The organism is Haloarcula sp. CGMCC 1.6347, assembly GCF_037078395.1.
GTDB classification, from domain to species: domain Archaea; phylum Halobacteriota; class Halobacteria; order Halobacteriales; family Haloarculaceae; genus Haloarcula; species Haloarcula amylolytica.
Window position 1 is genome coordinate 1,090,149 of sequence record NZ_JAYMGX010000001.1, and the last position, 26,432, is coordinate 1,116,580.

The window sequence follows — 26,432 nt, forward strand, 5'->3', positions numbered from 1 at the left end:
ATACTGACGCTATGAGCGAACAAGACCACGTAGACTCCATCGTCCACGAACCGAGCCACGCGTTCGTCGAGTCGACGAACGTCTGGGAGTTCATGCAGGAATACGACATCGAAAACTACGACGAACTCATCGAGCGAACGACCACGGACCTGCCGGAGGAACCAGAATCAGGCGTCGAGTGGTTCTGGGACCTGCTCCCGGAGTACCTCGACATCGAGTTCTTCGAGGCGTACGACGAGGTCCGAGACGACAGTGAGGGGCCGCAGTTCACCGACTGGTACGCCGGCGGGACCATCAACGCCGCCCACAATGTCCTGGACCGCCATGCAGCGCGGGACAGCCCCACCCGCAACACGGTGGCGCTCATCTGGGAGGGCGAGCCCGGCGACGTGCGGGAGGTCACGTACCACGAACTGAACCGGCAGGCCAGCAAGGTGGCGAACTACCTGGAGTCCGTCGGCGTCGGCACCGGCGACACCGTCGGCCTCTATATGCCGATGGTCCCCGAAGTCGCGTCGATACTGTACGGCTGTCTCAAAGTCGGCGCGATTGCCGTGCCGATTTTCTCCGGGTTCGGCGTCGACGCGACGGCGACCCGCATCGCGGACGCCGAGTGTTCCGTCCTGTTCACCGGTGATGGCTTCTACCGCCGGGGCTCGGGGGTCCAGATCAAGGGGAGCGCCGACGAGGCCATCGAGCAGGCCGGCGACGAACTCGGGACAACACCGGTCGAACACACCGTGGTCTACGACCGGCTCGGCATCGCGGACGACCCCGACGAGACGATTCGCTGGACCCGCCGCGACGAGTGGTGGGACGAGGCTATCGAGACCGCCGACGACGAGTACGCGGCGAAGGAACTCCCGAGCAATCAGGAGTCGATGCTGTTGTACTCCTCGGGAACGACCGGGAAGCCGAAGGGTATCGTCCACACGCACGCCGGCGCGCTCATGCAGGCGGCCAAAGAGATCTACTTCGGGTTCGACCACAAGCCGAGCGACCGCTTCTTCTGGGTGAGCGACATCGGCTGGATGATGGGGCCGTGGACGCTGCTCGGGAACCACGCCTTCGGCGGGACCGTCTTCATGTACGAGGGCGCGCCGGACCACCCCGAGCCGGACCGCTTCTGGGAGATGATAGACCGCCACGACCTCACCACCTTCGGCGTCTCACCGACCGCGATTCGGGCGCTCCGCAAGCAAGGCGATGAGTGGCTGGAGGGCCACGACCTCTCCAGCCTGCGGCTGCTGGGCTCGACTGGCGAACCCTGGGACCCCGAGAGCTGGCTGTGGTTCCACGAAAACGTCGGGAACGAGGACTGTCCAATCATCAACATCTCCGGCGGGACCGAGATAATGGGCTGTTTCCTCATGCCGATGCCGATACAGTCGCTCAAACCATGTACGCTGGGTGGTCCCGGGTTGGGGATGGACATCGACATCGTCGACCCCGACGGCGAATCCATCGCCGACACCCACGAGCGTGGCTATCTGGTCGCCCGGGACTCCTGTCCGTCGATGACCCGGTCGCTCTGGTCTGGCGACGAGCGCTACCTCCAAGAGTACTGGTCAACCTGGGACGACGTGTGGGACCACGGCGACTGGGCGCAGAAGGACGAGGACGGCCTCTGGTTCCTCCACGGCCGGGCCGACGACGTGCTCAACGTCGCCGGGCGGAAGGTCGGGCCGGCGGAGGTCGAGGGCGCGGCGATGGAACACAGCGCCGTCAATCAGGCCGCCGCCGTCGGTGCCCCGGACGACACCACTGGCACTGCCGTCGTCCTCTATACTGTTCTGGAGGCCGGCTACGAACCCGACGACGACCTCCGGGACGATATCCGCGCCGCCGTCGGCGAGGAACTCGGCAAGCCGTTCCGGCCCCGGGAGGTGCTGTTCGTCGACGAGTTCCCCAAGACTCAGAGCGGGAAGATCATCCGCCGGGCAATCGCCGGCGTCTACCGCGGCGAGGACCTGGGCGACATGTCCAGCATCGAGAACCCGGACGCACTGGACGAGGTCCGCGAGGCGTCGTAGTCAGCCCCCGACGGCGTCCTCGGCCGGCTTCTCCAGCCGGAGCAATCCAGGGAGCGCCAACACCGCGAGGACGACTTCTGTCCCGCCGGCGACAAAGAATGCGACTGCGTAGCCGAACGCTCCCGCGACGGTACCGCCGATGAGGATGCCGGCGAGGAAGCCGACGCTACCGAAGATGTTGAACCCGGCCATAGCGGTCCCGCGCTCCGTCTCGCCGGCGAGGTCCGAAACGAGCGCCATTGTCGCCGGAGCCATCAGCGCGCCGATGACGCCGGTCAGTACCATCCCCGCACCGGCGATGGTGACCGTCGGAGCCTGCCCGACGCCGATAACGGTGAGTCCGTACAGCACGGACCCGGCGACAATCGGAGCCGTTCGACCGATGCGGTCCGAGAGCACGCCGAAGGGGTACTGCAGGAGGGCGAACGGCGCGAAAAACAGTGCCAGCATAACGCCGGTTTCGCCGGGCCCCAGTTCGAACGTCTCCCTGAAATACAGGGTCCCGACGAGCGCGAAAAAGCCCGCGGTGAGCCGGTCGATGAACCCGAAGGCGTACGGGACGCCGAGGGTCGGTCGCTGTTTGAGCCCGGACACGGTCGCAGCCAGGCCCGACCGCCCGTCCGACGGTGCGCGGTCGGTCACGAACAGAGCGGCCACTGCAACAACGAGCGACAGCGCGCTCGCCACGTACAGCGGGAGCGTGGTCTGGATTTCGTACAGTTGGCCGCCGAGTGGCGCGCCAAGCGCCGTTCCGCTGCCGATAGCGATGCCTGCCGCCCCCATGTTCTTGCCGTGGCCGCCGCCCAGGTCCATCAGCATCGTCATCGCCAGCGAGAACGCCGCGATGGTGGCTCCGCCCTGAAGCGCTCGCAGGACCAGCACGCCGGCAAACGGGAGCGAGACAGCGCCGGGGAGCCACGCAATGAGGGCGTATAGCACTGCGCCCGCGCCCGCCCCGCCGACGATGAACGGCGTGCGCCGTCCGGTGGCGTCGCTGAGCACGCCCCATACGCCAGCGAAGACGACGAAAGCCCCGAACTCAGCGGCCAGGAACCACATACTCGCGTTCAGGTCCGTCGTCGCACCCAGCGTCCGGACGAGTCTGTCGACGCCCGGGTACAGCAAGACCTGCGCCAGTAAAACGGCGAAGATAACGCCCGCGAGAACGCCCCGGTCTGTGCGGTCCGTCACAGACAACGGATACAGCGAGCCGAGAAAAATAGATGTCGGACCCGAATACGTGACCCTACTCGTCGAACTCCACAACGACCGACTACAGAACAGCGCGTCCGCTAACTCGGCCCAATCCGCCTTACTCAGCGCTGTGCGGCGGAACGAACCCGCAGTTCGAACAGCCGTTGTGCTTCGTCGTCTGGTAGCTCAATTCCGTCCCGCAGTTCGGACAGTTGTACTGGTCTGAACTCATTCACCTACTGGTATTGTTCGACAGTACCTAAACCTTTTCTCGACAATCGTCTATAACGTTTTTTCGGCCGGTTTGCGGGACGTAGCGAGGCTTAGACTGCAATCCACCGGATTGTGGGACGGATAATTACATCGTTCAGAAAGGATGAACAAGGGTCTAAAACGGGTATTGGTCGTCGCCTGTAGCCGTTGCCGCGCACATAACGACAGCCGTGTCTACTCTGTGCGTTTGACCACACCGGGTCCGGGATTGCTGCCGGCGCGGGATACATCGACTCTTGTCGAAGTGTTAGAGTGACAGTATTCAGTGCCGAGGGGGGCTTCTGTACTCCGGGGGTCAGCTATCGGAGACCACTCGTCTCGGTCGACAGACGGATTCGGCCGTGTATTTACTGTTTGTCGTGGCGAACGTCGCTACTGAGACAGCAAGGGAAATAACAGTACGGAATCAGCGTCGTTCCGTGGCCGCTTACATATAGCCGAGGTCGCGCAGGCGCTCCATCAGGTCTTCCTTGTCCTGGGCGCGGCCGGCGCGCTCGGTCGTGTTCGCCATGTCCTGCAGCCAGGCGGGCTCCTCGGCGGACTTGTCGGTGCTGACCTCGCTCCCGAGCGAACGGAATCCGGCGAAGTACTTCGGCGAGACCGGCACGTCTTCCTTCTCGATGCCCTCGGGCAGGTCGTCCTGGCCCTGCGGGACGTAGCCGTCGTCCGGGTAGCCCTCGACGGTGTCCGGGACGACGAAGTTCCAGAAGGCCTCCCACACGTCGGCTTCCGCGAACTGGAGAATCGACTGGATGCGGTCGTGCGGCGGGTAGATGTCCGGGTCGTGACGCGGCGAGAAGAACGTCTCGTCGGCGCGGGACTCCTGCTCGTCCCAGCGGATGCCCGACAGGATGCCGTCGACGTCGTGCTCCTCGATGGTGTCGTTGAGCGCCACCGTCTTCAGGAGGTGGTTGCCGACGTAGGTGTCGAGCAGGAACGGGAACGTGTCCTCTTCGTATTCGAGGATGTTCCGAATGTGGTGCTGGTTGTGCTCGGAGAGTTCGTCGACAGGGATGTCGTCACCCGGTTCGAGACCGTTCTCGTCGACGTAGTTGCCCACGTCCTCGTTGCGGGCCCAGATGACGTCGAGGTCCCACTCGTCGGCCCAGTGCTCGACGAAGTCGATGAGTTCGTCGAAGTGCTGGTAGTGGTCGATGAAGACGACCGGCGGGACTTCGAGGTCGAAGCGGTCGGCGACCTCCTTGACGAAGTACAGCGTCAGCGTCGAGTCCTTGCCGCCGGTCCACATCACGACAGGGTTCTCGTACTCTTCGAGGCCGGTCTTCGTGACCTCGATAGCCTTCTCGATCTTGTGGTTGACAGTCGGGTACTCTTCGGGGTCTTCGCCTTCCCCGTCAGTGTAATCAACGTCCAGATAGTCCGGGAACTCTGCTGATTCGGACATAGTGTAATGAGATATAATTACGAGTGCCAAGTACTTTTTGGATGGCCGACAGGTGTGTGAGGCGGTGGCAAATAAAACGGCGGCCGCGCCCGTTCAGGTCACTCGGGTTTTTTGCTGCCGGCGCGAAAGGCGTGGTATGGACGACCGCCCAACCCTCCCGGCCCGCCTCTTTCACCGCTGGCTGTTGCGCTATGTCCCTGTAGCCGCGCTGATCCTGATCGTCAGTGGACTCCTCGGGTACGGACTCGGCAGCCAGGTGCCCGCCGAATGGCTTCAGAACCCCGGAACGACCGGCGAGAATCCCTTCATGCCGGCTGAGCTAACGACAGTCTCACTGACCGTTAACAACCTCGGGGCGTTGCTCGTGATGGCACTCGGCGCTATCTCGCTCGGTTCGATGACGGTCCTGTCGCTCGTCTTGAACGGCCTGCTCATCGGGGTCGTCGTCGGTATCGCACTCAAGCAGGTCTCGCCCGTCGTCGTCGCCGCACTCATCGTTCCACACGGCCTCATCGAGATCCCCGCACTGCTCATCGTCGCCGCCGTCGGGCTTCGGTTCGGGTGGCGCACGATACAGTACATCCGTGGCCGCACAAACGAACTGGTTACTGGACAGGATCTCCGGGAAGCCGGCTGGCTGCTTGCAACGGCCGCCGTACTAATCGTGATTGCGGCCTACATCGAAGCGAACCTCACAATCGAAATCGCGTCACGGTTCACGGACGCCGATCTCTCGGGCATCACGCCAGCGTAGCGGTTCGGACCGTCCGCTATTCGGTGTTGAGCTACGGCTCGGCAAAATTGAATCCGTGACCGGACGCTCCGCAGGCCGCGTTACGAGATGAACTCGTTGTCGCGCCAGTTGACGCCCTCTTCTTCCTCGCCGTCGCGGGGTTCCTCTGCAACGTTGATCGCGGCGGGCCGCTCTTCCCCATCGACGATGCGGACGGCTTCGAGTTCCTCGTCGACCGCCGCAATCGCCGTCAACGTTCCTTTCTCAGCGACTTTCGCGACCTCACACAGAACCTCGAACATCGCGTACTGGAGCGCGGTGTTCTGGAGCACGGTCTCACGGTCGCCCTTGAAGCAGGCGTACTCAACGAGTTCGGACTCGATCTCTTCCTCTTCCTCTTCGAGTGCACCCCACTGGGGGCCACCGCCGGAACTCCCGGTACTCGCGGCTCCGGGCGGTCCCATCTCGTCGGGGTCTTCCTCGTACACCCGATTCTCCGTGACGCTGGCCTTGAGCTGGGCCGTCGGGGTGTACTTGCTCATGGAGTCGTCTTTGGCGACGGCGCTGACGATTAGCGTATTGTTTCGACGGGTGATGTCGATGTCAGCGATTTCGGGGGGAAGGTCCGGATCCTCGAAGAAATCGTAGGCGTCTTCCAGTGGCAGTTCAAGTGTCGAGTGAAGTCTGTATACGCGGCTGGTCATGGTTGGGGAAGCGTGTATCAGTCGTCGAAGGCCGTCCGCTGACGCTGTAGTCACTACTCCATAGGGGCCACTTGCTTATATGACCTGTCCTTCATTCGCGGTTTCACCGCTCTATATCAGGCAATATATCAGGCGTATGTTAAAGGTATTTACAGACCTTCTAGCAGGCCATATGCTAATGGTATTCAGTGCCTACTAGTCGTCCGCAGGCGTGGCATCGCCGTCCTCCAGGTCGACATCCGCTTCAATACTGGGCGGGTACTTCCCGCGGTCGAGTTTCAGGTCCGACTGCGGGCGCGCCATGCAAGTCAGTGCGTAGTTCTCCCGTTCACGGTCGGTCAGTCCGCGGGCGGCAGGCTGCGTGACCGATCCCTCAATGATTTCCGCCGAACAGGCCAGGCACATCCCCACGCGGCAGGAGTACTCCTGGGCGATACCCTCCTCGATACACCGCGAGAGAATCGTCTCCTTCTCGGAGACGGTGATTTCCTCGCCCGTCCCCACGAACGTCACCGTGTACTCGGTCATGCTCGGCCCTTTGACACCCCCCAGCAAAACTCTTTATCACCGCTGTCCCGGAGCGAAACGGACCGCTGTCCGTCAATGCCGCATGACGCACCCGTAGTCGGCTGTGCATCGCAGAAATAGTTACAGCAGTTCTGAAACCCGTAGTCGGAATAATTTTCTCTCTCCGGGCAGGACGGGAGTGCATGACCACACACCAGGACGACAACGCCGGCGGAGCGTCGGCGACTGCACGGACCGTTTCCGTGGACGTTGTCGTCGTCGGGGCCGGGACATCCGGCTGTTACGCCGCCGCGACTGTCGCAGACGCGGGCTACGACGTCGTTGTCGTAGAGCGAAAAGACGAGACCGAGGCCGGCCACATCGCCTGTGGGGACGCGCTCAAGGGTGCCAGCGACTTCCCTGAAGCGATTCCGAAGTCACAGCTCGAACCGGCGTTTACCAACACAGATGTCGACCACGGCCGGTTCGAGATACCACAGGAAGACACCGTCCTCGAAATCCCCGTGCCGGGCGAACTCGCCGTCATCGACCGCTGGGAGTACGGTCGCTGTCTCATCGAAGGGGCACACAACAGCGGCGTGGAGTTCCATTACGACACGGTCGTTCAAGACGTGTTGCAGGACGACAGCGGCCGTGTGACCGGCGTGAAAGCCATGCGGAAAGGCGACCCCGTCACGTACGAGGGTGACATGGTCATCGACGGGGCCGGCGCGCTCTCGATTCTGCAGGACAAGACCGACCTCGAAGACGCGACCTTCGACACGAACGTCCAGTACTCGCAGTTTTGCTCTGCCTACCGGGAGATTATCGAGGTTGACGAGCCGGTCGAATGGGACGACGCGCTCGTGTTCAAGCCGACCGAGCGCTCCGCCGGCTACCTCTGGTACTTCCCGCGTACGGACACGGAGATCAACGCCGGTCTCGGCTTCCAGATGAACGAGGAGCCGATGGAACTGGTCGACGACCTCAAGCGCGACCTGCAGGGCCGAAGCGAGTTCGAGGGCGCGGAGGTACAGGATAAACTCGGCGCTGCGCTGCCGACGCGCCGGCCGTACGACTCCGCCGTCGCGCCCGGGTTCATGGCCGTCGGGGATGCCGCTGGACACGTCAATCCAACCACCGGCGGCGGTATCGCCGGTGCGGCCTACGCCGGGACCTACGCCGCCGAACAGGCTATCGAGGCTATCGAATCCGGCCGGACGGACGACGAAGCCGCGCTCTGGGAGTACAACGAGCGCGTGATGGAGCACTTCGGCGCCCGGTACGCGGCGCTTGACGTGTACAACATCTTCACCACCGCCTACGACGTCGACGACCTGATGGCGCTGCTGGCCGCGTTACCCGGCGAGAAGCTCGCCGAGGCGCTGTACGGCGGCTCGACCAGTATCGGGCTCGGACTCAAAATCAAGATGGCAGTCAAGAGCATCGGCCACTTGGGGACTATCCGGGACCTCTACCAGACGAAGAAAGCTGCCGACCGGCTGCTGGAGCATTACGAATCCTATCCAAGCGACCGCAGCGGCTTCGAGGCCTGGCAGCGCGAGCGCGACTCGATTATGGACGATATCTACGACGTCACTGGCGCAGAGCCCAAGTACTGACGCGGCGGTTCGTTGCGTCTTCCGGTTGGTTCTGATATTCTGGCGCGGGATTGCCAGCAGCAGCGACGGCGTTTCGAACAGCTATCCGGAGAGTAGTTGCTGAAATCATGAACTATAGTTCTGAACAACAAGTTTTATTATTTAACAACATGATATCAAAATGAAGTCACACTGGGGTCGGTCGACCGGGGGGTCACCGAGACGGAGACAGCGTGTCGACCGTCGCCCGAGTGGGGGTCAATCATGCTAGCACGCAGATTCCAATCCGACGATAGTGCAGTCTCGCCAGTTGTTGGTGTCATTCTAATGGTTGCAATAACAGTGCTGTTGGCGGCGACAGCAGCGACGTTCTTCCTCGATTTCGGGTCTGGGAGTCTCGGCCAAAGCGCGCCACAGGCGGCGTTTACGTTCGATTACGACGCGGGTAGTCCCGACAGCCTGACAATCGAACACCGGAGCGGCGACTCGATCCGGGCCGGAAACCTGTACATCACCGTTAGCGGGGCTTCAACCGCCAACGGACAGCACGATTTCCCGAGTCTCGGCGGCGCACCGGCGGCCGGTTCGGAAATCACAGCCGGGTCGAAGGTGACGTTTTCGAAAGCCGCTGATCTCTCGGATGCAACGGTCACGCTGAACTGGAAGTCGCCGGATAGCGGCAAATCGATCCAGCTCGCCAGCTGGGAAGCGCCGTAGCGTATTCACTCACTCAGTTGGCTGATCGCTTTGCTGACGACGTCGATACCGATGGCCAGTGAATCCTCGTCGACGTCGAACGTGGGCGTGTGGTGGCCGCCGGGGTGGTCGGTACCGATACCGACGAACGTCGCCGTGCCGCCGCGGTCCTGGACGCGGTCCATCAGGTAGGTCGCGTCTTCGCTCCCGCCGAGGTCGTCGGTCCGAAGGCGGCTTGTGACGCCGGGAACTGATTCTGCCGCGTCGTACACCACGCCCGCGAGTACCTCGTCGCTCACCGCACTCGGCGCTTCTGCGGTCGTCTCGATGGCGACCTCGCAGTCGTGCATCTCGGCTGCGGATGACATGACGGTGTCCGCCCGCTCGCTCATGTACTCCTTGAGCGCGGTCGTCTCACCCCGGACTTCCCCTTCCAGCGTCGCTTCCTCGGGGACGATGTTCGTGGCTGTGCCACCCTCGACGACCCCGGCGTTGACCCGCGTCGCGCCGTCGCCGTGCCGCCGAATCGCGTGGAGGTTCTGCACGGCAGTTGCCAGCGCCTGGACGGCGTCCCGCCCCTGTGCCGGATGCCCCCCTGCGTGAGCAGACTCACCAGTGAACGTCGCTCTGAACTGCCGGACGGCGAGGAAGCCGCCGACCCCGGCGACAATCTCACCGGTCGGATGGTCGAGACCGATATGTATCGCCAGCAAGTGGTCCACGTCGTCGAGATGACCGCTTTCGGCGACGGCCTTCCCGCCGCCGATGACCTCTTCGGCCGGCTGAAAGACGACTTTGAACGTTCCCCTGAAGTCACTCTCTTTCACTGCCTCCAGCACGCCAAGGCCAATCGTTGCGTGGGCGTCGTGTCCGCAGGCGTGCATATACCCCTCGTTGGCTGAACGGAACTCCTCTGTCGCCGGGGCGTGTGTCACGCTGTCTGACTCCGTTATCGGAAGCGCGTCGATGTCGACCCGGAGCGCGACGGTCGGCCCATCGCCCTGTTCGAGCACAGCGAGGGCACCGGTGAATCCCCCGGTGGCGGCCTCCAGCACGTCCTCGCGAGCCCCGGCCTCTCGGGCCTTCGCCTGCCAGTCTTCGAGTTCATCAGCGTCCGGGACTGCCATCCGCGCGTCGCCGTCCACGACATCCTGACCGAGATGCAACTGGTCGACGCCGATACGTTCGAGTTCGTCGACGATGCGACTGGTGGTGTAGAACTCCCGCCACGCGGGTTCAGGGTAGCTGTGTAGGTCACGTCGAACGGACCTGAGCCGTTCCTGTTGAGACTCGTTCATGCCGGCGAAACGGGGCACAGTTACTTATAAGAATCCACAGGAGCGGACGACAGTCACTCCGGCCCTACGACCCGCTGCCGACCTGCGTCCGCTGTTCGACGCCGGCCTCGACGTGGATGGCGTTCGGGAAGGTTCGCTGAGTAACGTTCCGAGCGAACTCCTCGTACCCGACGATCTCTATCGTCCGGGTGTAGACGGTGTGGGTCCAAGACTCGAAGCGGCCGCCGCTTGGCCCCAGTGACTTCGACTGTGGAACCCGCAGTTCCTGTGGTTGCTTCGGATGCGGGCCTTTGAGTTCGACCCCTTTCTGTTCGGCGCTCTCTTTGATCTCTGTGACAATGTCCTCGAGGCGGTGTCGGTCCCCACTGGTGAACGTCAGCGTCGTGACGAAGGGCATCTGTAGACGAACACTCAGCCGCGAGTGACAAAAGGCCATCTGTTTCCGTTGTGTCTCCGATATTCTCTTAAGTAGCGGTGTCATAAAATCCGATAATGATAGAGGCCACGAGCGCGGGAGCCATCCTCTTTCGCGATACGCGTGGCCGGCGGGAGTACCTCCTGCTCAAGAGCCGACCCGGCGATTGGGAGTTCCCCAAGGGCGGCGTCGAGGGCGAGGAAGAACTCCAGCAGACCGCCATACGCGAAGTGAAAGAGGAGGCCGGAATCGGCGATTTCCGGCTTTTAGACGGGTTCCGCGAAGACTACGACTACGTGTTCGAGGCGAACGGCAACACCATCCACAAGACGGTCCACCTGTTCGTCGCGAAATCGTTCGAAGCGTCAGCCGAACTGTCCACAGAACACCGCGACCTGCAATGGCGCGACTACGAGCAGGCCATCAACACGGTCACGCAGGACGGTCCCCGCGAGATACTCGAACAGGCAGACGAGTTCCTCGACGAGCGAGCGGACGACGAGGAGTAGAGGGAGAGCGGACAGCACCCAGCCCGATTCACGGAGCACCGACGTGGCCATCTGGTCAGCGATGGCTTTACCGTCGCTTGATGACGAAACTGGATGTTCTCTCCGACGAATACAGATCCGCTCAAGTGACATATGAACTAACAGAATGGCATCACTTTCTGTGGTATCCTGCCCGACAGTTCGCCCGCATATGTAATACAAACTACTAATACCGCGATATCAGCCGCAGCTAAGCTATTTACGGGCATAAATGTGTTTTATGAATAATCTCTAATTCAATACTAACAGTATTTTTAAATACGATAAGCTTACAGTTTGCAAAGAGGCATCCAAAATGTTAGAAGACGGACTATCGTACCCAATGCAAGGCGACAGTTGGATAGCACAGATGTTGATCGGCGGCGTACTGCTGGTGTTCTTTTTCCTCTTGATTCCGGTGTTCGCGTTCAACGGCTATTTGCTTCGCGTGATCGGAACGACGGTTGAAGGTGAATCCGAGCCACCCGCCTGGGACGACTGGGGTGAACTCATCATCGACGGCATCAAGTTCAGTATCGTCGGTCTCGTGTACTCTATCGTTCCCATAGCTGTCATCTTCGGTATCGGCAGCGTCCTCCTCGGGTTGGGTGGCGCTGCTGGCGACTCTGGCGGCGGAATCATCGCCGGATTCGGGTTCATGACGATCCTCCTCCTGATTCCAGTAATGTTCCTCATTTACTATATTGTCCCGGCAGCACTCGCCAATATGGCGGTCGAAGGCAGCCTTGGAGCGGCGTTCGACTTCTCATTGCTGAAAAACGTCGTTCTCACGAGCGACTACTTCATCGCAGTCCTGATGCCGATTGTCGTTGGCATCATCACGAACCTCATCAGCAATATTCTGGCGATTACTGTCATCGGACTCGTTCTCGTTCCGTTCGTCACCTACTACGGGCAGGTCGCCGTCTTCCGTATGTTCGGAACGGCATTCGCAAGCCAGACGAACAAGAGCGCACAGCAGGTAACAGGTCCGACCACGTCAGCCTAACCCAGCAGTTCTTACGCGGCCGGCTATTTTTTCGAGATACGTGACATCGAGTGGTGGAGCCGATTCAGACTCCGAGTTCGCCTTCGAACTGGCTGTCTGTCAATGGGTCGAACGAGCGTGGGCGCCGTCCGACGACGCGGCGGTGCTGGTCGCCAGACAGTTCGGGACGAAACACCGCCGCTGGGACACGATTGTGCTGGAGTGTGACCCCGACGGACTCTGCGAGCGAGCGAAGTTCGGGGCGGAGCCGTTCGACTCGGACCTCCTGCACGTCCTGCAGAACGCGCCGGCCGGCTGGACGTACTACCGCGATGCGCTGCCTGACCCGGGCTATCCGTGGCGGTACGTCCGAGAGTCGATTCACGAGGCGGCCGACCGGGACGCCATCGAGACCCGAAAGCGGGGTAACCGCATCGAAATCCGTCGGGTACGCCCGTATCCGGACTGGGTCCGACGGATCGTCGCTATCGAGAACAAGCCCGATCTCACTGCCAGCGCCGCCAGAAATCTCGTCCCACAACTACAGCGGGACATCGCCTTATCGCTGGCCGACGAGGTGTGGGTGGCGACGGCGGCGACCGACGAGCGCGTCGAGCCGATCCTGCTGGCTGACTTGCCGGCAGCCGCCGGCGTGTTGACTGTCGACCCAGAGATAGGCACGGCCGAGGCGGTCTGGCAACCGCGGTCGCTGTCGGTTGACGACCCTGGAACGCGCATTCTGGACCGACCGGACGACGACACCAGCGCGGCGCGGTTCGAGTACGCGAGTCCCGATTGGAAGCGCGAGCGGCGGCTCGCCATCGCCGAACGGGCGTACGCTCGCGGGTGGCGCGCGTACGTGGACACGATGCGTCCCGACTGCCGGCACTTCCAACTCAGCGCCGACGAAACTGGTGTGTATCCCCACTGCGCGGCGAAAGAGTGTCTCCCGACGGCCGCGGAGTGTCGGGGCCAGTGTCCGTCCTACGAGCCGGAGCCGCCGGCGTGGCGGTCGAAGGCGTGGCCGCTCGACGGCGGTCCGGGCAAAGCGATACAGCGGGTGTTAGCACGGCGTCGTCGCCGCCAGCGGCCGGGACTGTCGGAGTAGCGGACCGACACCGCGGCCGGGCTGTCAGAGTAACCGACCGGTACTGTGGGACGCACTCACTCCTCGGATAGCTCGATGTCCAGTTCGTCCCGGGGAACGGCGAGCCTGAACGTCGGCACCGTCTTCTCAACCGTCTCCACGATACCTTTGTCTGCGAGGCTGCGGAGCGCGGAGCGAACATCGTCGGTGTCGCGGTCCTCGCCGACCTCGCGGAGGGCGTGTAACACGGCGACGACGCTCTGGCTCTCCTCGTCCGGCCCGGCGATCACGTCGACGATAGCCTGCTGAAGCGTGGTGACCGTCACCGTCTGTATCCGTTCGGAGTCCTCCCCGTCGATGAGCGTCGTCGCCTCCGGCGTCGCACAGATGAGGCTGTTGTCGTTGCGGTAGTAGTACTCCTTGAGTTCGGATTCGAGGTACTGGTGCACCTCGCTCCCGCTGTCCATGTCCCAGCGCTCCTGCAACTCGCCGTTTTTCGTCGGCTGGAGTTCGACGATGTCGGCGAGTCGCTCGCGGGCATCCTCCGAGAGGGTCATGGCCCGTCGGTACGACGACCACGTATTTCGGTGTTCTGAATCCCGATCATTCGTGTCTGAGCGCGTCGATGGGGTCGACCCGGGCCGCCCGCCACGCCGGATAGAGACCGGCCACGACGCCGACAAGGACGCCCACGGCGACCGCGAGCGCCATCCACAGCGGCGCGAGTGAGAACGTGACCTCGGCGTACCGAGTCGCGCCGTAGCCGACGAGGAGTCCGAGCGGGACGCCGAGCAGCGAGCCAATCGTCCCGAGCAGTGCGGCCTCGACGAGGAACACCTGCATTACATCGCGGTTGCGCGCCCCGACGGCTTTCATGATGCCGATTTCGCGGGTCCGTTCGGTCACGCTGACGAGCATCACGTTGGCGATACCGATAGCGCCGACGACCAGCGCGATAACGGCGATGCCGGTGACGAAGCGCGTGATGCGCTCGATGACGTCGCTGATTTCCTCGACGAAGTCGTTGCCCGAGCGAGCGACCAGTTCCGTGTCGTCGGCCGACAGCGACCGCGCATCAGAATTACCGGAGAGGTACGTCTGAATCGCCGACTGCGTTTCCGGAATCGCCCGAGGGTCGACGACGAGGGTCACCTGCGGGTACGCGCGCTGTCGCACGCCCGCTGAAGGACTCTCGACGACGGAGTCGTAGAACGGGTCGATGGGGACGTACACCCGCGGCTGGCGGGCGAACTCGCTGACCGGGACCTCGCCGCGGGTCCCGTTGACGACGCCGACGACTGTGACGTTGCGCTCGCCCCCGTCGGGCATCGTCATCGTGAGTCGCTCGCCGGTCGTGAGGTTCTCGGAAAACGACCTCGCCATGCGCTCGTTGACGACGACGGCCTCCTCGTCGGTTTCGAAGGAGCGTCCGTCGACGAGGACCCCGTCGTTGATGCTGGCCGGCCGTATCGCCGTGACCTGCTGTCTAGCGAGGGTCTGGTCCCCGTGCCGTACCGATTGCGTCTGGACGATACCGCGCGGGAGTACCGCTTGTACTCCGGTAATCCCCTCCAACTGCTGAATGTCGTACTCGGTGAACACCGGCTGAAGCGTCCGGTCGAAGTCGTCGTCGCCCGACGGCGTCCCGAACACGTAGATGTTGCCCGCGTTCGATGTCTCGATGTCGCCGACGATTTCCGCCTCGACGCTGGCCCCGAACGTGGCGAAGGTGATGACCGACGCGATGCCGATGACGACGCCGACGACCGTCAGCGCCGACCGGAGCTTGTGGGCCCTGATAGACCGGAGCGTGATTCGCACGCTCTCGCCGGTGTCCATCAGTCCTGCCCTCCGGAAACGTCCTCGACGGACTGGATGTGGCCGTCCTCGACGTGGACGATGCGCTCCGCCCGCTCGGCGACGTGGCGCTCGTGGGTCACCAGCAGGAACGTGTTGCCCGCCGCGTGGAGATCGTCGAACAGGTCGAGTATCTGTGCGCCGGTGTCCGTGTCGACGTTGCCGGTGGGCTCGTCGGCGAGAATCAACGCCGGGTCGGTCGACAGGGCGCGGGCGATAGCGACCCGCTGGCGCTGGCCGCCGCTGAGTTCCGAGGGGACGTGGTCGGTGCGGTCGGCGAGCCCCACCTCAGAGAGTAACGACACCGACCGCTCGCGGCGACGGGCGCGGTCCCAGCCGTCGAAGACGAGCGGCAGGGCGACGTTTTCCACCGCGGACAGTCGCGGCATGAGATTGAACGTCTGGAAGACGAAGCCGACCTCAGTCCCGCGGATGTCGGCCCGTTCGGCCTCGCTGGCCGCCGAAACGTCCTGTCCGTTGACGACCACCTGTCCCGACGACGGCGTGTCCAGCCCGCCGATGAGATTCAGGAGTGTGCTCTTTCCGGAGCCGCTCGGTCCCATAACCGCCGTGTACGACCCTGCCGACAGGTCCAGGCTAACGTCGTCCAGCGCCGTCACCGTCCCGCCGAGGTCGTACTGCTTGCTGACGCCCTCGACGCGGACGGTCGTGTTCGCTGACTCGCTCACGGACCGATGTACGGACTGGACGGCAATGAGGGGTTCGCCGGGCCCAGGTTTCGCCGGATACAGTCCGCGCTCTGACAAGAAGAACCCACTTACCACTCCAGTCCTAAGACCGGACAATGACAGCCGATACCGGACGGAGACTGGCTATCGTCGCGGTGTTCGTCACCATTGGACTACTGGCTGCTGGGGCGGTCGCCGGCGTGTCCGGCCTCAGCGAGATGGGGCAGCCGTCCGGCGACGACGTGCTCGACCGGACCGAGCAGCGCTACGACGCAGCTGAGACAATTACCGGAACGGCGACGGTGAGCGTCGCGAACGACTCGGTGTCGAAGACCGCTACGGTCGAGTACGCCGCCGCTGAGCCCAACAAGACGTGGGCCGCCGTCACGAGCGAGAACCGGTCCTACGAGATGGGGACGAACGGGACCGTCGTCTGGGCGGTCGGCGAGAACCAGTCCTACGGCCGCGAACTGCCCGAGGACCCGGCGGCGATGAACGACACGACGGACCCGGTTCCCGAGGAGAACGTCACCGCGACGCTCCGGGGGACCGCCGAAGTCGACGGCGAGTCGACGTACGTTCTCGACCTGGAACCGACCAACGAGAGCATCGACGCGCCGAACACGACGCTGTGGGTCGACACTGAGGACTACCGCGTCCACAAGCTGACCACTGACGACGGGACCAACCGGACGGAACTCACCGTCGCGGAGACGAACTTCAACGTCAGCATCGACGACAGCCAGTTCGCCCCGCCGGCTGACCGGGTCGCCGTCACGACCGTCGAGAGGTACGACTCCTACGACGCGGCCCAGTCCGCGACGGAGATGGACCTGCCCGAATACGAGAACGGGACCTTCGAGGAAGCCCGGTACATCAGCCGGCCCGAGAGTACGGCTGTGGCCCAGCAGTACAACGCCGATGGGGAGAACGTGACGGCTCTGTCTGCGACCGGCGCGTCGAGCTATCTGGCCGATGCGGAGAACGGGACGGCGGTACAGGTGAACGGCCAGAACGCGACTGCAATCGAGCGCGACGACAGTGCTGTCGTCTACTGGACCGAGGACGATGTCACGACCGGCGTGGTCGTCGAGGGGACGACCGACGAGGCCGTCGCCGCGGCTGAAGAACTGTAGCGACGCCCGCTGACTTTCTACGTTCTACAGGCCGTCCAGCGTCGCCTGAACTGACGCCCAGTGGCTCCCTTTCCAGAAGTACTGTCCGCAGTCGGTACAGCGCCAGACCGTCTCGTCGTCCGTATTCGGTGCGTACTCCGGCGTCGGTTCCACCGGATCGACCTGTTCGACCGGCCCATTGCAGACGCCACAGTGAGCCGGCTCCGAAGCGAGTGAGAGGTTGAAGCCGGCATCGGCGAGTTCCCGCAACTGGTCCTCGACTGCCCGCTCGATGAGGAGCACGCTCTCGGGTGCGCGGGCGGCGAGGTCGCTGTCCCGAGTAATCACAAGCCGGTCTTCGCGTTCGGCGAGGGCGAGGAGGTCATCGTCGGCCTCGGCGTCCCGATCTAGCGCGTACGCCGTGTCGTAGCCGCACATCCGCAGATAGGTGGCGAGCTTGCCGAGCATCGCATCGAGCACGAGCCGGTCGCTTGGGGAATTCTCAGGCATCGAGGAACTCGCGGAGGCCCTCGGCGTCGCGGGTGTTCAGCACGTCGTCCGTCTCGGCCCAGCCCCGCCGCGCCGTGTGGACGCCGTAGCGCAGAAGTTCGAGGTCGCGTGGGCTGTGTGCATCGGTGTTGATGACGATTGCTGCCCCGGCCTCGACGGCCTGCTTGACCGCGCCGCCGCCGAGGTCCAGCCGGGCCGGGTTGGCGTTTATCTCCAGCGCCGTGTCGTTGTCGGCGGCGGCTGTTGCGAGACGCTCGATATCAACATCCAGCCCTTCCCGGCGGTTCAGATAGCGCCCCGTCGGATGGCCGATGACGTTCACGTCGGGGTGTTCCGCTGCGGCGACGAGGCGGTCCGTGCCGTCCCCGTCCAGCGCGGCATGTGGCGAGGCGACGACCACGTCCAGTTCCGCCAGCAAGCCGTCGGCAACGGAGATACTGCCGTCCGCGGCGATGTTGGCCTCGACGCCGGAGAACACGTCGATGTCGGCGTCCGCCGCGACCGATTCCACCTCGGCCAACTGTTCGCGGAGTTTCTCGTCCGGGACGCCGACGCCGCCGACCATCCCCGGTCCGGTCGCGTGGTCCGTGACAGCGAGGTAGTCGTGGCCGAAGTCGGCCGCGCCCGCGACCATTTCTGCGATGGTGTTGCCGCCGTCCGACCAGTTCGTATGGGTGTGGATATCGCCGCGGACCTCGCCCTCGGCGAGGAGGTCGGGGAGCGACCCGTCGGCGGCGGCTTTGACCTCACCGCGGTTCTCGCGGAGTTCCGGCGGCACCCAATCCATGCCCAGCGCGTCGTACACTGCGTCCTCGGTCTCGCTGGCCACCAGTTCGCCGGCCCGCTGGCCGTCGTCCTCGACGCCTTCGACATCAAACACGCCGTACTCGTTGACTTTGAGGTCCCGTTCGATAGCGCGGTTGCGGACCGCCACGTTGTGGTCCTTGCTCCCGGTGAAATACTGTAGCGCCGCGCCGAACTCCGAGGGGTCGACGATTCGCAGGTCGACCCGCACGTCGTCCGCGTAGGCGCTCGCTTTCGTCTCGCCGGACTCGATGACCCGGTCGAGCCCGTCCCAGTCGGTGAACCGCTCGACGACGGCCTCGGGGTCGGTGCTTCCGACGAGTACGTCCACGTCGCCGATGGTCGGTCGCCAGCGGCGGATCGACCCACCGAGCGCGCACTCGGCCACGGCGTCGCCGCCGGCCATGAAGCTCCGAATACGGTCGCCGTACGGCCGGGCCTCGCCGAGCAGCGACCGCTCGTGGGCCTCGCGGGCGAAGTCGATGTTGTCGAGGATGTTCTGCTCCGTTTTCGCGCCGAAGCCCGAGACTTCCTGTATCTCGCCGGCCTCGGCGGCTGCTTCCAATTCGTCAAGGGTAGTGATTCCCAGCGCCTCGTACAGCGAGCCGACGGATTTCGGTCCCACGCCCTCGACCGCCGTGAGAGCATCCATCTCGACGGGGAGTTCCGCGCGGAGTTCGGTTAGCTCCTCGATTTCGCCAGTGTTGACGTATTCAACGACCTTCGAGGAGATAGCGTCACCGACGCCGTCGATCTCGCCGACGCTGTCCTCGCCCTCGGTGGCCAGCCCCTCGATCGCCCCGGGGAAGTCCCTGATGTTCTCGGCTGCCCGGCGGTAGGCTCGGGGCTTGTACTCCACCCCTTTCGCGTCCAGCAGGTCGGCAAACTCTTCGAGCAGTGTCGCGATTTCGTCGTTCCGGCTCATGTTAGTAGCTCCGCCCGGCACGACCCGTGCCGGAGTCCGCGTCCTCGTGACCCAGTGCTTTCTGGAGGAACTTCATCCAGCGCTTCCTGTCGGCCGTCTCCTGGGTCTGCGCTTCCTGTTCGATGTTGGCCGCACCGAGCTGTTCGAGCGCGTTGAGCGCCCGGTCGATACCGATGATGGCCGTGGCAAGCTCTTCGCCGCGCTCGTAGCTCACTTTGTTGTCCTCGATCCGCTGCTTGCGCTGGAGGCGCTCGCGCCGCAGGTTCTTTTTCGCCTGCTCGACGCGTTCGCGCTCGCCCCGCGGAATCGTCTCCCGACGCTTGATTTCGAAGACGAACGACTGGAGTTCGATCTCCTCGCCCTGCACGGTGATCTCATCGGGGATATCCGCACCGACGGTCGCGCTGTCGCGTTCGATGCGCTCCAGCAACTGTTTGCGCTCGAACTCTTTCACTACCGGAGTGTTAGACCGGGGTGCCCTTACCCGCTTCGCCAAGCCACCGGCGGTGTTTGCACGGAACTTCCTGTCTTGGATCGGCCACGCGTCCCTATCCTGTCCCCCAGTTTCGGGGGAGATCCATCCCGTGGTCTCGACTAAGAGAGAACGAAGTCGGCGATATCTTTTTCATGGTTTCTGTCGTTCTCATTGTACGAGAGTCCTACTGTCCCCCTCGCCTATTACATGACTCTAACGTTCGAACCGCTTGACGACCGCCCTGGACTTGCGGTTATTGATCAGATCGAGCGCCAGCGCTACCGGATACACACGCCGACCCCCGTCGCGCCCAGGGAGGCAGCGACCGACATGTTCCAGTATCCGGTCGGGGACGCTGTCCGGATACAGACACGCGCTATCGAACTTCCGACAGTGGTCATGGTGTACGTCCGTGACGATGCCGGAGCGATAGCCGCCGAGGTCGCCCAGTTCGAGTCGGAGACGCTGCCGGCGGACGACTACGTGCTGGACCCGCTGACGCAGATCAAGACGTATATGCGGGTCGAAGACACCGCGGTAGAGGTCACCGTCGACTCGGGCCGGACCCGCATCGAGTTCGACGCTCCGGTAGACCTGCTCATCGGCGCTCGGTCCCAGCACGACCGGCCAGCAGCCACGGTCACGACAACTGAGCAACCGACAGACGTGATGGCCGCAGTCGAGACCTTCGGGTCCGCGCTCAAGGCTCACGACCCCGAGCGCTCTTATCCGACGCTTCGCGGCCACCCACCGGCGCTTGAGATCGGTGACAGTCTGGCTATCCCGTCGGATATCGACAGGCCGGATACCGGTGTCACACTCGAATTACCGCCCGACCTCCCGTCGATCTTCGTCGCCGCACCGCTTGCGTACTATCTCGGAGCCTCACTCGTCCCCGCATCCGAACCGCGGCTCACGACCGACACGGGATTTACGTACTCGCTTGATACCGCACGGGGCTTCGAATCCGAGGTCGGACGCACGCTCAAACGTCTCTTCTTTCTCGATTGTGTCACGCGAACCGAGGGATTCCACCAGATCGACTTGCACGAGCGAGCGGCCATCGAGCCGTACGTCGACCTCGACTTCCAGTCGCTGTATCAGCAGCCGCTGGCGGAGCAGGTCGCCGCCTATCTGCAGGTCCCGTACGACGTCATCGAGGACCATATCCCGAAGTGGCGGCTGACGACGCACATCGACCCGGTGCCGGCGAACGCGGAACAGCTCCCGTACGTCGTCGACGACCTCGCTATCGTCCGAACACACCAGCGAGAGCAGCTGGAGCAGGCGAGCGTTCCGGCGGAAGTCGAGGCCGAGTTCACCCGGGACGATGTCATCACCCGCGCCGCGAGTTCCGATGCTGCGACCGCTCCATCCGAGGCGGACTACGTCGAGCCGCAGGCCGAGGACTCACTGGAACAGGCCTGGATCGGGGACAGTATCCCCATCGGTGCGAGCAAGCTGACCAAAGCGGCGTTCGAACACCGGCTTGACCGCGACACGAACGCCGAGGACATCACGATTCGCGTCGTCCAGAACGACGCTCGCATGGACGAGGAACGGCAGGTCGTCGACGACGTGTACGGCACCCGCGACGACTTGCCGTTCGATGTCACGGTCCACGACGACCTGACGACGGCGGAGCTCAGGACCGTTCTCACGACCGACGCGGAGTTCTTCCACTACATCGGCCACACCGAACACGACGGCTTCGTCTGCCGCGATGGCAAGCTCGACGTGACGACAGTCGACTCGGTCGGTATCGACACCTTCCTGCTGAACGCCTGCAACTCCTACAACCAGGGGTTAGCGCTCGTCGAAAAGGGCGCAATCGCTGGCATCGTCACGCTTAACGAAGTGCTGAACGACGGCGCGGTTCGCATCGGTGAAACGGTCGCCAGGCTGTTGAACTGCGGCTTCCCCCTTCGAGCGGCGCTTACTATCGCACGTAAAAAGAGCGTTCTTGGGGGGCAGTATATCGTGGTTGGTGATGGTGGTGTGACAGTTGCGCAAGCGGAAAACGGGACACCGAATCTACTGAATGTTTCTGCGACCACAGCAGGATACGACGTAGAAATGAAGGCCTATTCTATGGATAACAAAGGCTTAGGAGCAATCGTATTTCCGTTCTTTGAGAAGTGTGAAGAGTACTTTTTAGCGCCGGGATCAGTTGGAAGTTTCAATATTTCTAGCTCGGAACTATCTGAGTTCCTTCAGATGCAACAAGTCCCTGTCAAAACCGGCGGAGATCTCTATTGGAGTAATTCGATGGAACTAGAAGATATCGGCTGATTTCCTTGCCGGTTTTTGCTAAGAACAACGCGACGAAAACAGCTGCTTATGTTGCCAGTTCTACGGTTTATGGCCCGATGTAGATATTATTATTAGCTGCTGCAGTCCCCGCCTGTGACAGTAGCATCAGGAGGGTGAACAGTGCGCCGGCCATTTTCGGGTGCTCTGCGAGGTATTCGCGCATGGTAGTATCGGACATGATACGATTTTGATGTAGGGCGCGAAATAATTAAATTTATCTGAAGTGTACCTACATATTATATGTTGTATTAAGTATAGAATTAAAAGATAAATCCGGGAATCTACACATATAAGACTTGAACCGACCATATGGCGGTCAAGTAACACAGACGGGTGAAACGTTCAGAAGAAGGCCCACAGCGATACACCTCATCAGTAGCGTTTAGTAGACTGGTATGTAACTACTGGCCAGGATTAGGTATTGATGTCTGGATGGGTAGTTCCTGACTACTATTTGAAACACATACGTCCCGCCGGCTCTCTTTGGCGGGCAGACGTAGGGGGGCTGAGGTCTACAACACTCACGACCAGCGTGACTGGACGGGTGATTGCGTTCGACTGCTGTACTATCGACAGCACCGTGAGAGAAAATGACTTCTGAGGAGCAGTGGCAGCTCGAGGATAAGATAGTGGAACTCTCCAGCGAGGCCATCAGCGGAAGCCGCCGCGCGACGACGCGTCACACACCGCTTCTCCGGACCGAATCAGCGGACCGCCGCGATGAAATACGGGCAGAGGTGCCGATTCCACTAGCGAAAGTCGAGCAGTCCCAGCAGTGTACCGTGTTGCACGTCGACGACGACCCACAGGTCGGTGAACTGGTCGAGATGTATCTCGAACGCATCAACGACGACTTCGACGTCGTGACGAAGACCAGCGCCGTCGCCGCGCTCGATTTCCTCCGGACCGAGCAGGTCGACTGTATCGTCAGCGACTACGACATGCCAAACACCGACGGGCTGGAGTTTCTGGAACTCGTCCGCGAGCAGTACCAGGACATCCCGTTCATTCTGTTCACTGGCAAGGGTAGCGAGGAGATCGCGAGCGAGGCAATCGCGTCGGGCGTGACGGACTACATGCAGAAGGGAGGCCGGTCAGATACGTACGACGTCCTCGCCAACCGAATCGAGAACGCCGTCGAGCAACACCGCACCGAACAGCGGTTCTGGAACGCCCTCTCGTGGTATCAACGGCTCGTCGAACAGGAGCTCGCGGGCGTCTGTATCATTCAGGACGGGACGTTCGTCTACGTGAACCAGAAGCTGGCCGACATTTTCGGCTACGACCAGAGTGAGCTCATCGACGAATCACCGACTATACTCACTCCAGAGGGCGACGAAAGCCAGTTCCCCGGCTCACTCCGAACCGCAGAGTCGGACGAGCTTGACACGTTCCATTCGGAATTTGCGGGGCAACAGGCCGACGGCGAAACGCGCACCACCGAGGTGTCCGGCGGGTCGATCGAGTACGACGACGAACCGGCGTGGATCGGCGTGCTCCGGGACGCTGAAAGCAACCCCGACATCGGCGAATGAGCCGCTGCGTCACGAAACCCGTCACAGACTGACAGCCGACAGTATAAGCACAATCCCTTTCCACCGCCCACTCCTACCGTAGGACAATGTCGGAGTGCGATGCCTGTGGAAAGCAGGAGAACATGCCGTACCAGTGTGGGCACTGTGGCGGGACCTACTGTTCGGAACACAGACTGCCCGAGGCCCACGATTGCCCCGGACTGGATAACTGGAGCGATCCGGGCGGCGTGTTCGACAGCGGGTTCGATGAGAGTGTAAACACTGGCCAGACCTCCGGGGGCGGCGGCGTCGCCGACCGGCTCGGTATCGACACCGGACCCGGCGGCCCGCTGGCGTACTTCCGGGGGAACGTCACGTACCTGTTCCTGGCGATCATGGGGATCGTGTTCATCCTCGAACACGTCGTCATCCTTTCCCTCGGTCGCGAAGCGTTCCAAACGCTGTTCATTCTCCATCCAGACAATCCGGAGTACGTCTGGACCTGGGTCACGTCGGTGTTCTCACATGCCCCCTTCGGGTTCTATCACATTCTCGGAAACGGGATTATCATATACTTCTTCGGCCGACTCGTCGAGCAGCAGATCGGGTCGAAGAAGTTCGCGATCTTCTTCCTCGTGTCCGGTGCGCTGGCGGGTCTCGGACAGATCGCAATTCAGACCGTGCAGGGAACCTCTGCTGGCGTCCTCGGAGCCAGCGGCGCGGCACTGGCGATTATGGCGTTCCTGACCGTCCTGAAACCTGATCTCCGCGTGTACCTGTACTTCCTGATCCCCGTCCCGATCTGGGCGATCACCGGCTTCTACTTCCTGTTGAGCATCTTCGGGTCGCTCAATCCGATGGGGGCCGGACTGCTCGGCGGCAATATCGCCCACCTCGCGCACCTCATCGGCCTCGTCATCGGGCTCTGGTACGGCCAGAAGATCAAGGGGCAGACCCGGATGCCCGGCCAGATACAGTTCGGTGGTGGCGGTGGCGGCGGCCCAGGCGGCCCCGGTGGACCGGGCGGTCCCGGCCGCCGTCGTCCGTGACGATGGACCCGGTTCGCCCCGAGTTCGTCCCCGACCCGTCGCTCTCGCAAGCGGAGATGGAGTCGCTGCAACGCGACATCGCCGAGGTTGCGCGATTCGAGGACGACCTGGACTTTTCACCCGAGACAATCGGGCGCGCCGGAGACGTCCCGGACGGCGACCAGACGACGCTGGGTGCTGGCGACGATACAACGGACGCGCCGCTCGTCGCCGGCGTCGACCAGGCGTTCGTCGACGACAGGGCCGTCTCGGCTATTGTCGTGCTACGGAACGACGAGGTCATCGAGCGGGTCAGCGCCGTGGAGCGCACCGAGATTCCGTACATTCCCGGCCTGCTGTCGTTCCGCGAAGGCGGCGCAATCCTGGCCGCCTTCGCTGAGTTGGAGGCCGACCCGGACGTGGTACTCGTCGACGGCAGCGGTCGCATCCACTTTCGGGAGGCCGGCCTGGCGACACACATCGGCATCACGCTGGACGTGCCGGCCGTCGGCGTCGCCAAGAGCCTCCTCTGTGGCACGCCGGAGCAGTCGCTCGACGAAACATACCCGGAAGGGACTCGGATTCCGATTGCAGCAGACGACAGCGTCGAGACCTGCCCCGATGGAACGGTTATCGGTCATGCGCTCCAGACGCGTCAGTACGACTCACCGAACCGGCACATCAATCCGCTCATCGTCAGCCCCGGCCATCGCGTCAGCGCAAGCACGGCGGCGGACATCGTCGAAGCCACCACCGACGGCTACAAGCTCCCCGAGCCGACCCGGCTGGCCGACAGCTACGCCGACGAGGCGAAGGCTGCTGTCAGTACTCCGTCCGAATAACCGACAGTATAACTTCCCGGGGTGTGTTCTCCCGGCCAACACATGGCGAAGACGGTGCTGATTACCGGAGCGTCCTCGGGTATCGGGCGGGCGAGTGCCGAGGCGTTCCTGGCCGACGACTGGACTGTCTGGGCGACCGCCCGCGAGGAATCGGACATCGAAGACCTCGGCGAAGACGGGTGTGAGACCGCCGAACTCGACGTGACGAACCCGCGCGAATGCGAGCGGGTCGTTGAGTCGCTCATCGACGCCGAGGGCCGGCTCGACTGCCTGGTGAACAACGCCGGCTACCCGCAGTTCGGCGCGGTCGAGGACGTGTCGACGGCGGCGCTACACGAGCAGTTCGACGTGAACCTCTACGGCCCCCACCGACTCATCCGCGAAGCGCTCCCGCACATGCGGGCTCGCGAGAACGGAACTATCGTCAACGTCTCCAGCGTCGCGGGCCGTATCGCGTTCCCGAACCAGGGTGGCTACGCCGCCTCGAAGTTCGCTCTGGAGGGGCTCAGCGACGCGCTCCGGATGGAGGTCGAGGAGTTCGGCATCGACGTGGTGCTCGTCGAACCCGGACCGGTGGAGACCAACTTCGACGACCGCGCCGAGGAAGAACTCGATGAGCTCGACAAGTCCGGCGCGTACGACTGGCTGTACCAGGCCCACGAGGATTCGAGCCTCGTCGGCATCCAGGACGCACTGTCGGTCACCCCCGGGACGGTGGCGCTCACCATCCGCGACGCCGCCAGCGCCAGCGATCCCGAGCCGCGGTATCCCGTCGGCCAGGGCGCGCAACTGCTTCTCATGCTTGACTATCTGCCGGCGCGGTGGCGCGACGCGGCCTTTGGCGTCATCCGGAAGCTGACGAGTTAAGCAACGACTGCCGCCCGATACACCAATCTGTC

26 protein-coding genes are annotated in these 26,432 nt (G+C 63.0%); 13 read left to right on the top strand and 13 right to left on the bottom strand.

Features of this window, described 5'->3' with window-relative positions; translation table 11 throughout:
• Positions 1–11: 11 nt before the first annotated feature.
• Complete coding sequence (locus VI340_RS05750; RefSeq protein WP_336357986.1) at positions 12–2,033, top strand: AMP-binding protein; 2,022 nt, start codon at positions 12–14, stop codon at positions 2,031–2,033.
• On the opposite strand, the gene VI340_RS05755 is transcribed toward VI340_RS05750, so the two are convergent.
• Together VI340_RS05755 and VI340_RS05760 are read right to left on the bottom strand one after the other, a co-directional pair.
• On the bottom strand, positions 2,034–3,224 hold the full coding sequence (locus tag VI340_RS05755; protein ID WP_008309498.1) for an MFS transporter: 1,191 nt from the start codon (positions 3,222–3,224) through the stop codon (positions 2,034–2,036).
• Positions 3,225–3,927: 703 nt separating this feature from the next.
• Positions 3,928–4,905: a phosphoadenosine phosphosulfate reductase family protein gene (locus VI340_RS05760; RefSeq protein ID WP_008309493.1), complete on the bottom strand. Its 978-nt coding sequence runs from the start codon at positions 4,903–4,905 to the stop codon at positions 3,928–3,930.
• Positions 4,906–5,041: 136 nt separating this feature from the next.
• Here VI340_RS05760 and VI340_RS05765 point away from each other — a divergent pair, with 136 nt between their 5' ends.
• Complete coding sequence (locus VI340_RS05765; RefSeq protein WP_008309491.1) at positions 5,042–5,659, top strand: stage II sporulation protein M; 618 nt, start codon at positions 5,042–5,044, stop codon at positions 5,657–5,659.
• Between the two features lie 80 nt (positions 5,660–5,739).
• Here the strand turns inward: VI340_RS05765 and VI340_RS05770 are convergent, their stop codons facing one another.
• Positions 5,740–6,342, bottom strand: a complete 603-nt coding sequence (locus VI340_RS05770) for a DUF7110 family protein (RefSeq protein WP_008309489.1) — start codon at positions 6,340–6,342, stop codon at positions 5,740–5,742.
• A 195-nt stretch (positions 6,343–6,537) separates the two neighbouring features.
• Positions 6,538–6,870: a 2Fe-2S iron-sulfur cluster-binding protein gene (locus VI340_RS05775; protein WP_008309487.1), complete on the bottom strand. Its 333-nt coding sequence runs from the start codon at positions 6,868–6,870 to the stop codon at positions 6,538–6,540.
• Between the two features lie 182 nt (positions 6,871–7,052).
• Here VI340_RS05775 and VI340_RS05780 point away from each other — a divergent pair, with 182 nt between their 5' ends.
• On the top strand, positions 7,053–8,471 hold the full coding sequence (locus tag VI340_RS05780) for a geranylgeranyl reductase family protein (RefSeq protein ID WP_336357987.1): 1,419 nt from the start codon (positions 7,053–7,055) through the stop codon (positions 8,469–8,471).
• A gap of 243 nt (positions 8,472–8,714) precedes the next feature.
• Complete coding sequence (locus VI340_RS05785) at positions 8,715–9,167, top strand: type IV pilin (RefSeq protein ID WP_080504302.1); 453 nt, start codon at positions 8,715–8,717, stop codon at positions 9,165–9,167.
• Positions 9,168–9,172: 5 nt separating this feature from the next.
• Here VI340_RS05785 and VI340_RS05790 read toward each other — a convergent pair whose 3' ends face one another.
• Together VI340_RS05790 and VI340_RS05795 are read right to left on the bottom strand one after the other, a co-directional pair.
• Positions 9,173–10,444: an amidohydrolase gene (locus VI340_RS05790; RefSeq protein WP_336357988.1), complete on the bottom strand. Its 1,272-nt coding sequence runs from the start codon at positions 10,442–10,444 to the stop codon at positions 9,173–9,175.
• A 64-nt stretch (positions 10,445–10,508) separates the two neighbouring features.
• On the bottom strand, positions 10,509–10,841 hold the full coding sequence (locus VI340_RS05795) for an uS10/mL48 family ribosomal protein (protein WP_008309480.1): 333 nt from the start codon (positions 10,839–10,841) through the stop codon (positions 10,509–10,511).
• 95 nt (positions 10,842–10,936) lie between these two features.
• Here VI340_RS05795 and VI340_RS05800 point away from each other — a divergent pair, with 95 nt between their 5' ends.
• The 3 genes from VI340_RS05800 (at position 10,937) to VI340_RS05810 (ending at position 13,482) form a co-directional block, all read left to right on the top strand.
• Positions 10,937–11,368, top strand: a complete 432-nt coding sequence (locus VI340_RS05800; protein WP_008309479.1) for a bis(5'-nucleosyl)-tetraphosphatase — start codon at positions 10,937–10,939, stop codon at positions 11,366–11,368.
• Between the two features lie 361 nt (positions 11,369–11,729).
• On the top strand, positions 11,730–12,395 hold the full coding sequence (locus VI340_RS05805; protein WP_239642283.1) for a DUF4013 domain-containing protein: 666 nt from the start codon (positions 11,730–11,732) through the stop codon (positions 12,393–12,395).
• 40 nt (positions 12,396–12,435) lie between these two features.
• Positions 12,436–13,482: a DUF5787 family protein gene (locus VI340_RS05810; RefSeq protein ID WP_336357989.1), complete on the top strand. Its 1,047-nt coding sequence runs from the start codon at positions 12,436–12,438 to the stop codon at positions 13,480–13,482.
• A 56-nt stretch (positions 13,483–13,538) separates the two neighbouring features.
• Here the strand turns inward: VI340_RS05810 and VI340_RS05815 are convergent, their stop codons facing one another.
• From VI340_RS05815 to VI340_RS05825, 3 genes are read right to left on the bottom strand one after another with little or no spacing between them, the layout of a single operon-like run.
• Positions 13,539–14,018 carry a DUF5797 family protein gene (locus VI340_RS05815; RefSeq protein ID WP_008309476.1) on the bottom strand — a complete coding sequence of 160 codons (480 nt, stop codon included), beginning with the start codon at positions 14,016–14,018 and terminating at the stop codon, positions 13,539–13,541.
• A 46-nt stretch (positions 14,019–14,064) separates the two neighbouring features.
• The gene (locus VI340_RS05820) at positions 14,065–15,300 is read right to left on the bottom strand and encodes an ABC transporter permease (protein ID WP_336357990.1); all 1,236 of its coding nucleotides are present in this window, start codon (positions 15,298–15,300) and stop codon (positions 14,065–14,067) included.
• Positions 15,300–16,007: an ABC transporter ATP-binding protein gene (locus tag VI340_RS05825; protein ID WP_049942912.1), complete on the bottom strand. Its 708-nt coding sequence runs from the start codon at positions 16,005–16,007 to the stop codon at positions 15,300–15,302. The genes VI340_RS05820 and VI340_RS05825 overlap by 1 nt, the downstream gene beginning before the upstream one ends.
• Before the next feature lie 116 nt (positions 16,008–16,123).
• On the opposite strand from VI340_RS05825, the gene VI340_RS05830 reads away from it, so the two are divergent.
• Positions 16,124–17,143, top strand: a complete 1,020-nt coding sequence (locus VI340_RS05830; protein ID WP_336357991.1) for a LolA family protein — start codon at positions 16,124–16,126, stop codon at positions 17,141–17,143.
• A gap of 24 nt (positions 17,144–17,167) precedes the next feature.
• Here the strand turns inward: VI340_RS05830 and VI340_RS05835 are convergent, their stop codons facing one another.
• Genes VI340_RS05835 through VI340_RS05845 form a run of 3 tightly spaced genes read right to left on the bottom strand, consistent with a single transcriptional unit; the run spans position 17,168 to position 19,815 of the window.
• Complete coding sequence (locus VI340_RS05835) at positions 17,168–17,632, bottom strand: Mut7-C RNAse domain-containing protein (RefSeq protein ID WP_008309472.1); 465 nt, start codon at positions 17,630–17,632, stop codon at positions 17,168–17,170.
• A complete protein-coding gene (gene polX / locus VI340_RS05840; protein WP_336357992.1) occupies positions 17,625–19,361 on the bottom strand; it encodes a DNA polymerase/3'-5' exonuclease PolX in 1,737 nt (578 codons plus the stop codon). Before polX ends, VI340_RS05835 begins: the two co-directional genes overlap by 8 nt.
• A 1-nt stretch (position 19,362) precedes the next feature.
• Entirely contained in the window at positions 19,363–19,815 is a 453-nt protein-coding gene (locus tag VI340_RS05845; protein WP_008309469.1) for a DUF5788 family protein, read from the bottom strand.
• Positions 19,816–20,043: 228 nt separating this feature from the next.
• On the opposite strand from VI340_RS05845, the gene VI340_RS05850 reads away from it, so the two are divergent.
• Positions 20,044–22,128, top strand: a complete 2,085-nt coding sequence (locus tag VI340_RS05850) for a hypothetical protein (RefSeq protein ID WP_336357993.1) — start codon at positions 20,044–20,046, stop codon at positions 22,126–22,128.
• A 67-nt stretch (positions 22,129–22,195) separates the two neighbouring features.
• Here the strand turns inward: VI340_RS05850 and VI340_RS05855 are convergent, their stop codons facing one another.
• Positions 22,196–22,327, bottom strand: coding sequence for a DUF7503 family protein (locus VI340_RS05855; RefSeq protein WP_011223170.1), 132 nt, complete (start codon positions 22,325–22,327; stop codon positions 22,196–22,198).
• Positions 22,328–22,739: 412 nt separating this feature from the next.
• On the opposite strand from VI340_RS05855, the gene VI340_RS05860 reads away from it, so the two are divergent.
• From VI340_RS05860 to VI340_RS05875, 4 genes are all read left to right on the top strand, one after another.
• Positions 22,740–23,684 (top strand): response regulator, encoded by a 945-nt coding sequence (locus tag VI340_RS05860; RefSeq protein ID WP_336357994.1) that lies wholly within the window; start codon positions 22,740–22,742, stop codon positions 23,682–23,684.
• Between the two features lie 86 nt (positions 23,685–23,770).
• Positions 23,771–24,712 carry a rhomboid family intramembrane serine protease gene (locus VI340_RS05865; protein ID WP_336330055.1) on the top strand — a complete coding sequence of 314 codons (942 nt, stop codon included), beginning with the start codon at positions 23,771–23,773 and terminating at the stop codon, positions 24,710–24,712.
• 2 nt (positions 24,713–24,714) lie between these two features.
• A complete protein-coding gene (locus VI340_RS05870; RefSeq protein WP_336357995.1) occupies positions 24,715–25,533 on the top strand; it encodes an endonuclease V in 819 nt (272 codons plus the stop codon).
• A gap of 42 nt (positions 25,534–25,575) precedes the next feature.
• The gene (locus VI340_RS05875; RefSeq protein WP_008309459.1) at positions 25,576–26,400 is read left to right on the top strand and encodes an SDR family oxidoreductase; all 825 of its coding nucleotides are present in this window, start codon (positions 25,576–25,578) and stop codon (positions 26,398–26,400) included.
• Positions 26,401–26,432: the final 32 nt, after the last annotated feature.

Bases quoted from the DNA above. Each gene is read 5' to 3' on its own strand.
- VI340_RS05750 (WP_336357986.1), top strand. From the start codon at position 12: ATGAGCGAACAAGACCACGTAGACTCCATCGTCCACGAACCGAGCCAC.
- VI340_RS05760 (WP_008309493.1), bottom strand. From the start codon at position 4,905: ATGTCCGAATCAGCAGAGTTCCCGGACTATCTGGACGTTGATTACACT.
- VI340_RS05765 (WP_008309491.1), top strand. From the start codon at position 5,042: ATGGACGACCGCCCAACCCTCCCGGCCCGCCTCTTTCACCGCTGGCTG.
- VI340_RS05770 (WP_008309489.1), bottom strand. From the start codon at position 6,342: ATGACCAGCCGCGTATACAGACTTCACTCGACACTTGAACTGCCACTG.
- VI340_RS05775 (WP_008309487.1), bottom strand. From the start codon at position 6,870: ATGACCGAGTACACGGTGACGTTCGTGGGGACGGGCGAGGAAATCACC.
- VI340_RS05780 (WP_336357987.1), top strand. From the start codon at position 7,053: ATGACCACACACCAGGACGACAACGCCGGCGGAGCGTCGGCGACTGCA.
- VI340_RS05785 (WP_080504302.1), top strand. From the start codon at position 8,715: ATGCTAGCACGCAGATTCCAATCCGACGATAGTGCAGTCTCGCCAGTT.
- VI340_RS05790 (WP_336357988.1), bottom strand. From the start codon at position 10,444: ATGAACGAGTCTCAACAGGAACGGCTCAGGTCCGTTCGACGTGACCTA.
- VI340_RS05795 (WP_008309480.1), bottom strand. From the start codon at position 10,841: ATGCCCTTCGTCACGACGCTGACGTTCACCAGTGGGGACCGACACCGC.
- VI340_RS05800 (WP_008309479.1), top strand. From the start codon at position 10,937: ATGATAGAGGCCACGAGCGCGGGAGCCATCCTCTTTCGCGATACGCGT.
- VI340_RS05805 (WP_239642283.1), top strand. From the start codon at position 11,730: ATGCAAGGCGACAGTTGGATAGCACAGATGTTGATCGGCGGCGTACTG.
- VI340_RS05815 (WP_008309476.1), bottom strand. From the start codon at position 14,018: ATGACCCTCTCGGAGGATGCCCGCGAGCGACTCGCCGACATCGTCGAA.
- VI340_RS05820 (WP_336357990.1), bottom strand. From the start codon at position 15,300: ATGGACACCGGCGAGAGCGTGCGAATCACGCTCCGGTCTATCAGGGCC.
- VI340_RS05830 (WP_336357991.1), top strand. From the start codon at position 16,124: ATGACAGCCGATACCGGACGGAGACTGGCTATCGTCGCGGTGTTCGTC.
- VI340_RS05835 (WP_008309472.1), bottom strand. From the start codon at position 17,632: ATGCCTGAGAATTCCCCAAGCGACCGGCTCGTGCTCGATGCGATGCTC.
- polX (WP_336357992.1), bottom strand. From the start codon at position 19,361: ATGAGCCGGAACGACGAAATCGCGACACTGCTCGAAGAGTTTGCCGAC.
- VI340_RS05850 (WP_336357993.1), top strand. From the start codon at position 20,044: ATGACTCTAACGTTCGAACCGCTTGACGACCGCCCTGGACTTGCGGTT.
- VI340_RS05855 (WP_011223170.1), bottom strand. From the start codon at position 22,327: ATGTCCGATACTACCATGCGCGAATACCTCGCAGAGCACCCGAAAATG.
- VI340_RS05860 (WP_336357994.1), top strand. From the start codon at position 22,740: ATGACTTCTGAGGAGCAGTGGCAGCTCGAGGATAAGATAGTGGAACTC.
- VI340_RS05865 (WP_336330055.1), top strand. From the start codon at position 23,771: ATGTCGGAGTGCGATGCCTGTGGAAAGCAGGAGAACATGCCGTACCAG.
- VI340_RS05870 (WP_336357995.1), top strand. From the start codon at position 24,715: ATGGACCCGGTTCGCCCCGAGTTCGTCCCCGACCCGTCGCTCTCGCAA.
- VI340_RS05875 (WP_008309459.1), top strand. From the start codon at position 25,576: ATGGCGAAGACGGTGCTGATTACCGGAGCGTCCTCGGGTATCGGGCGG.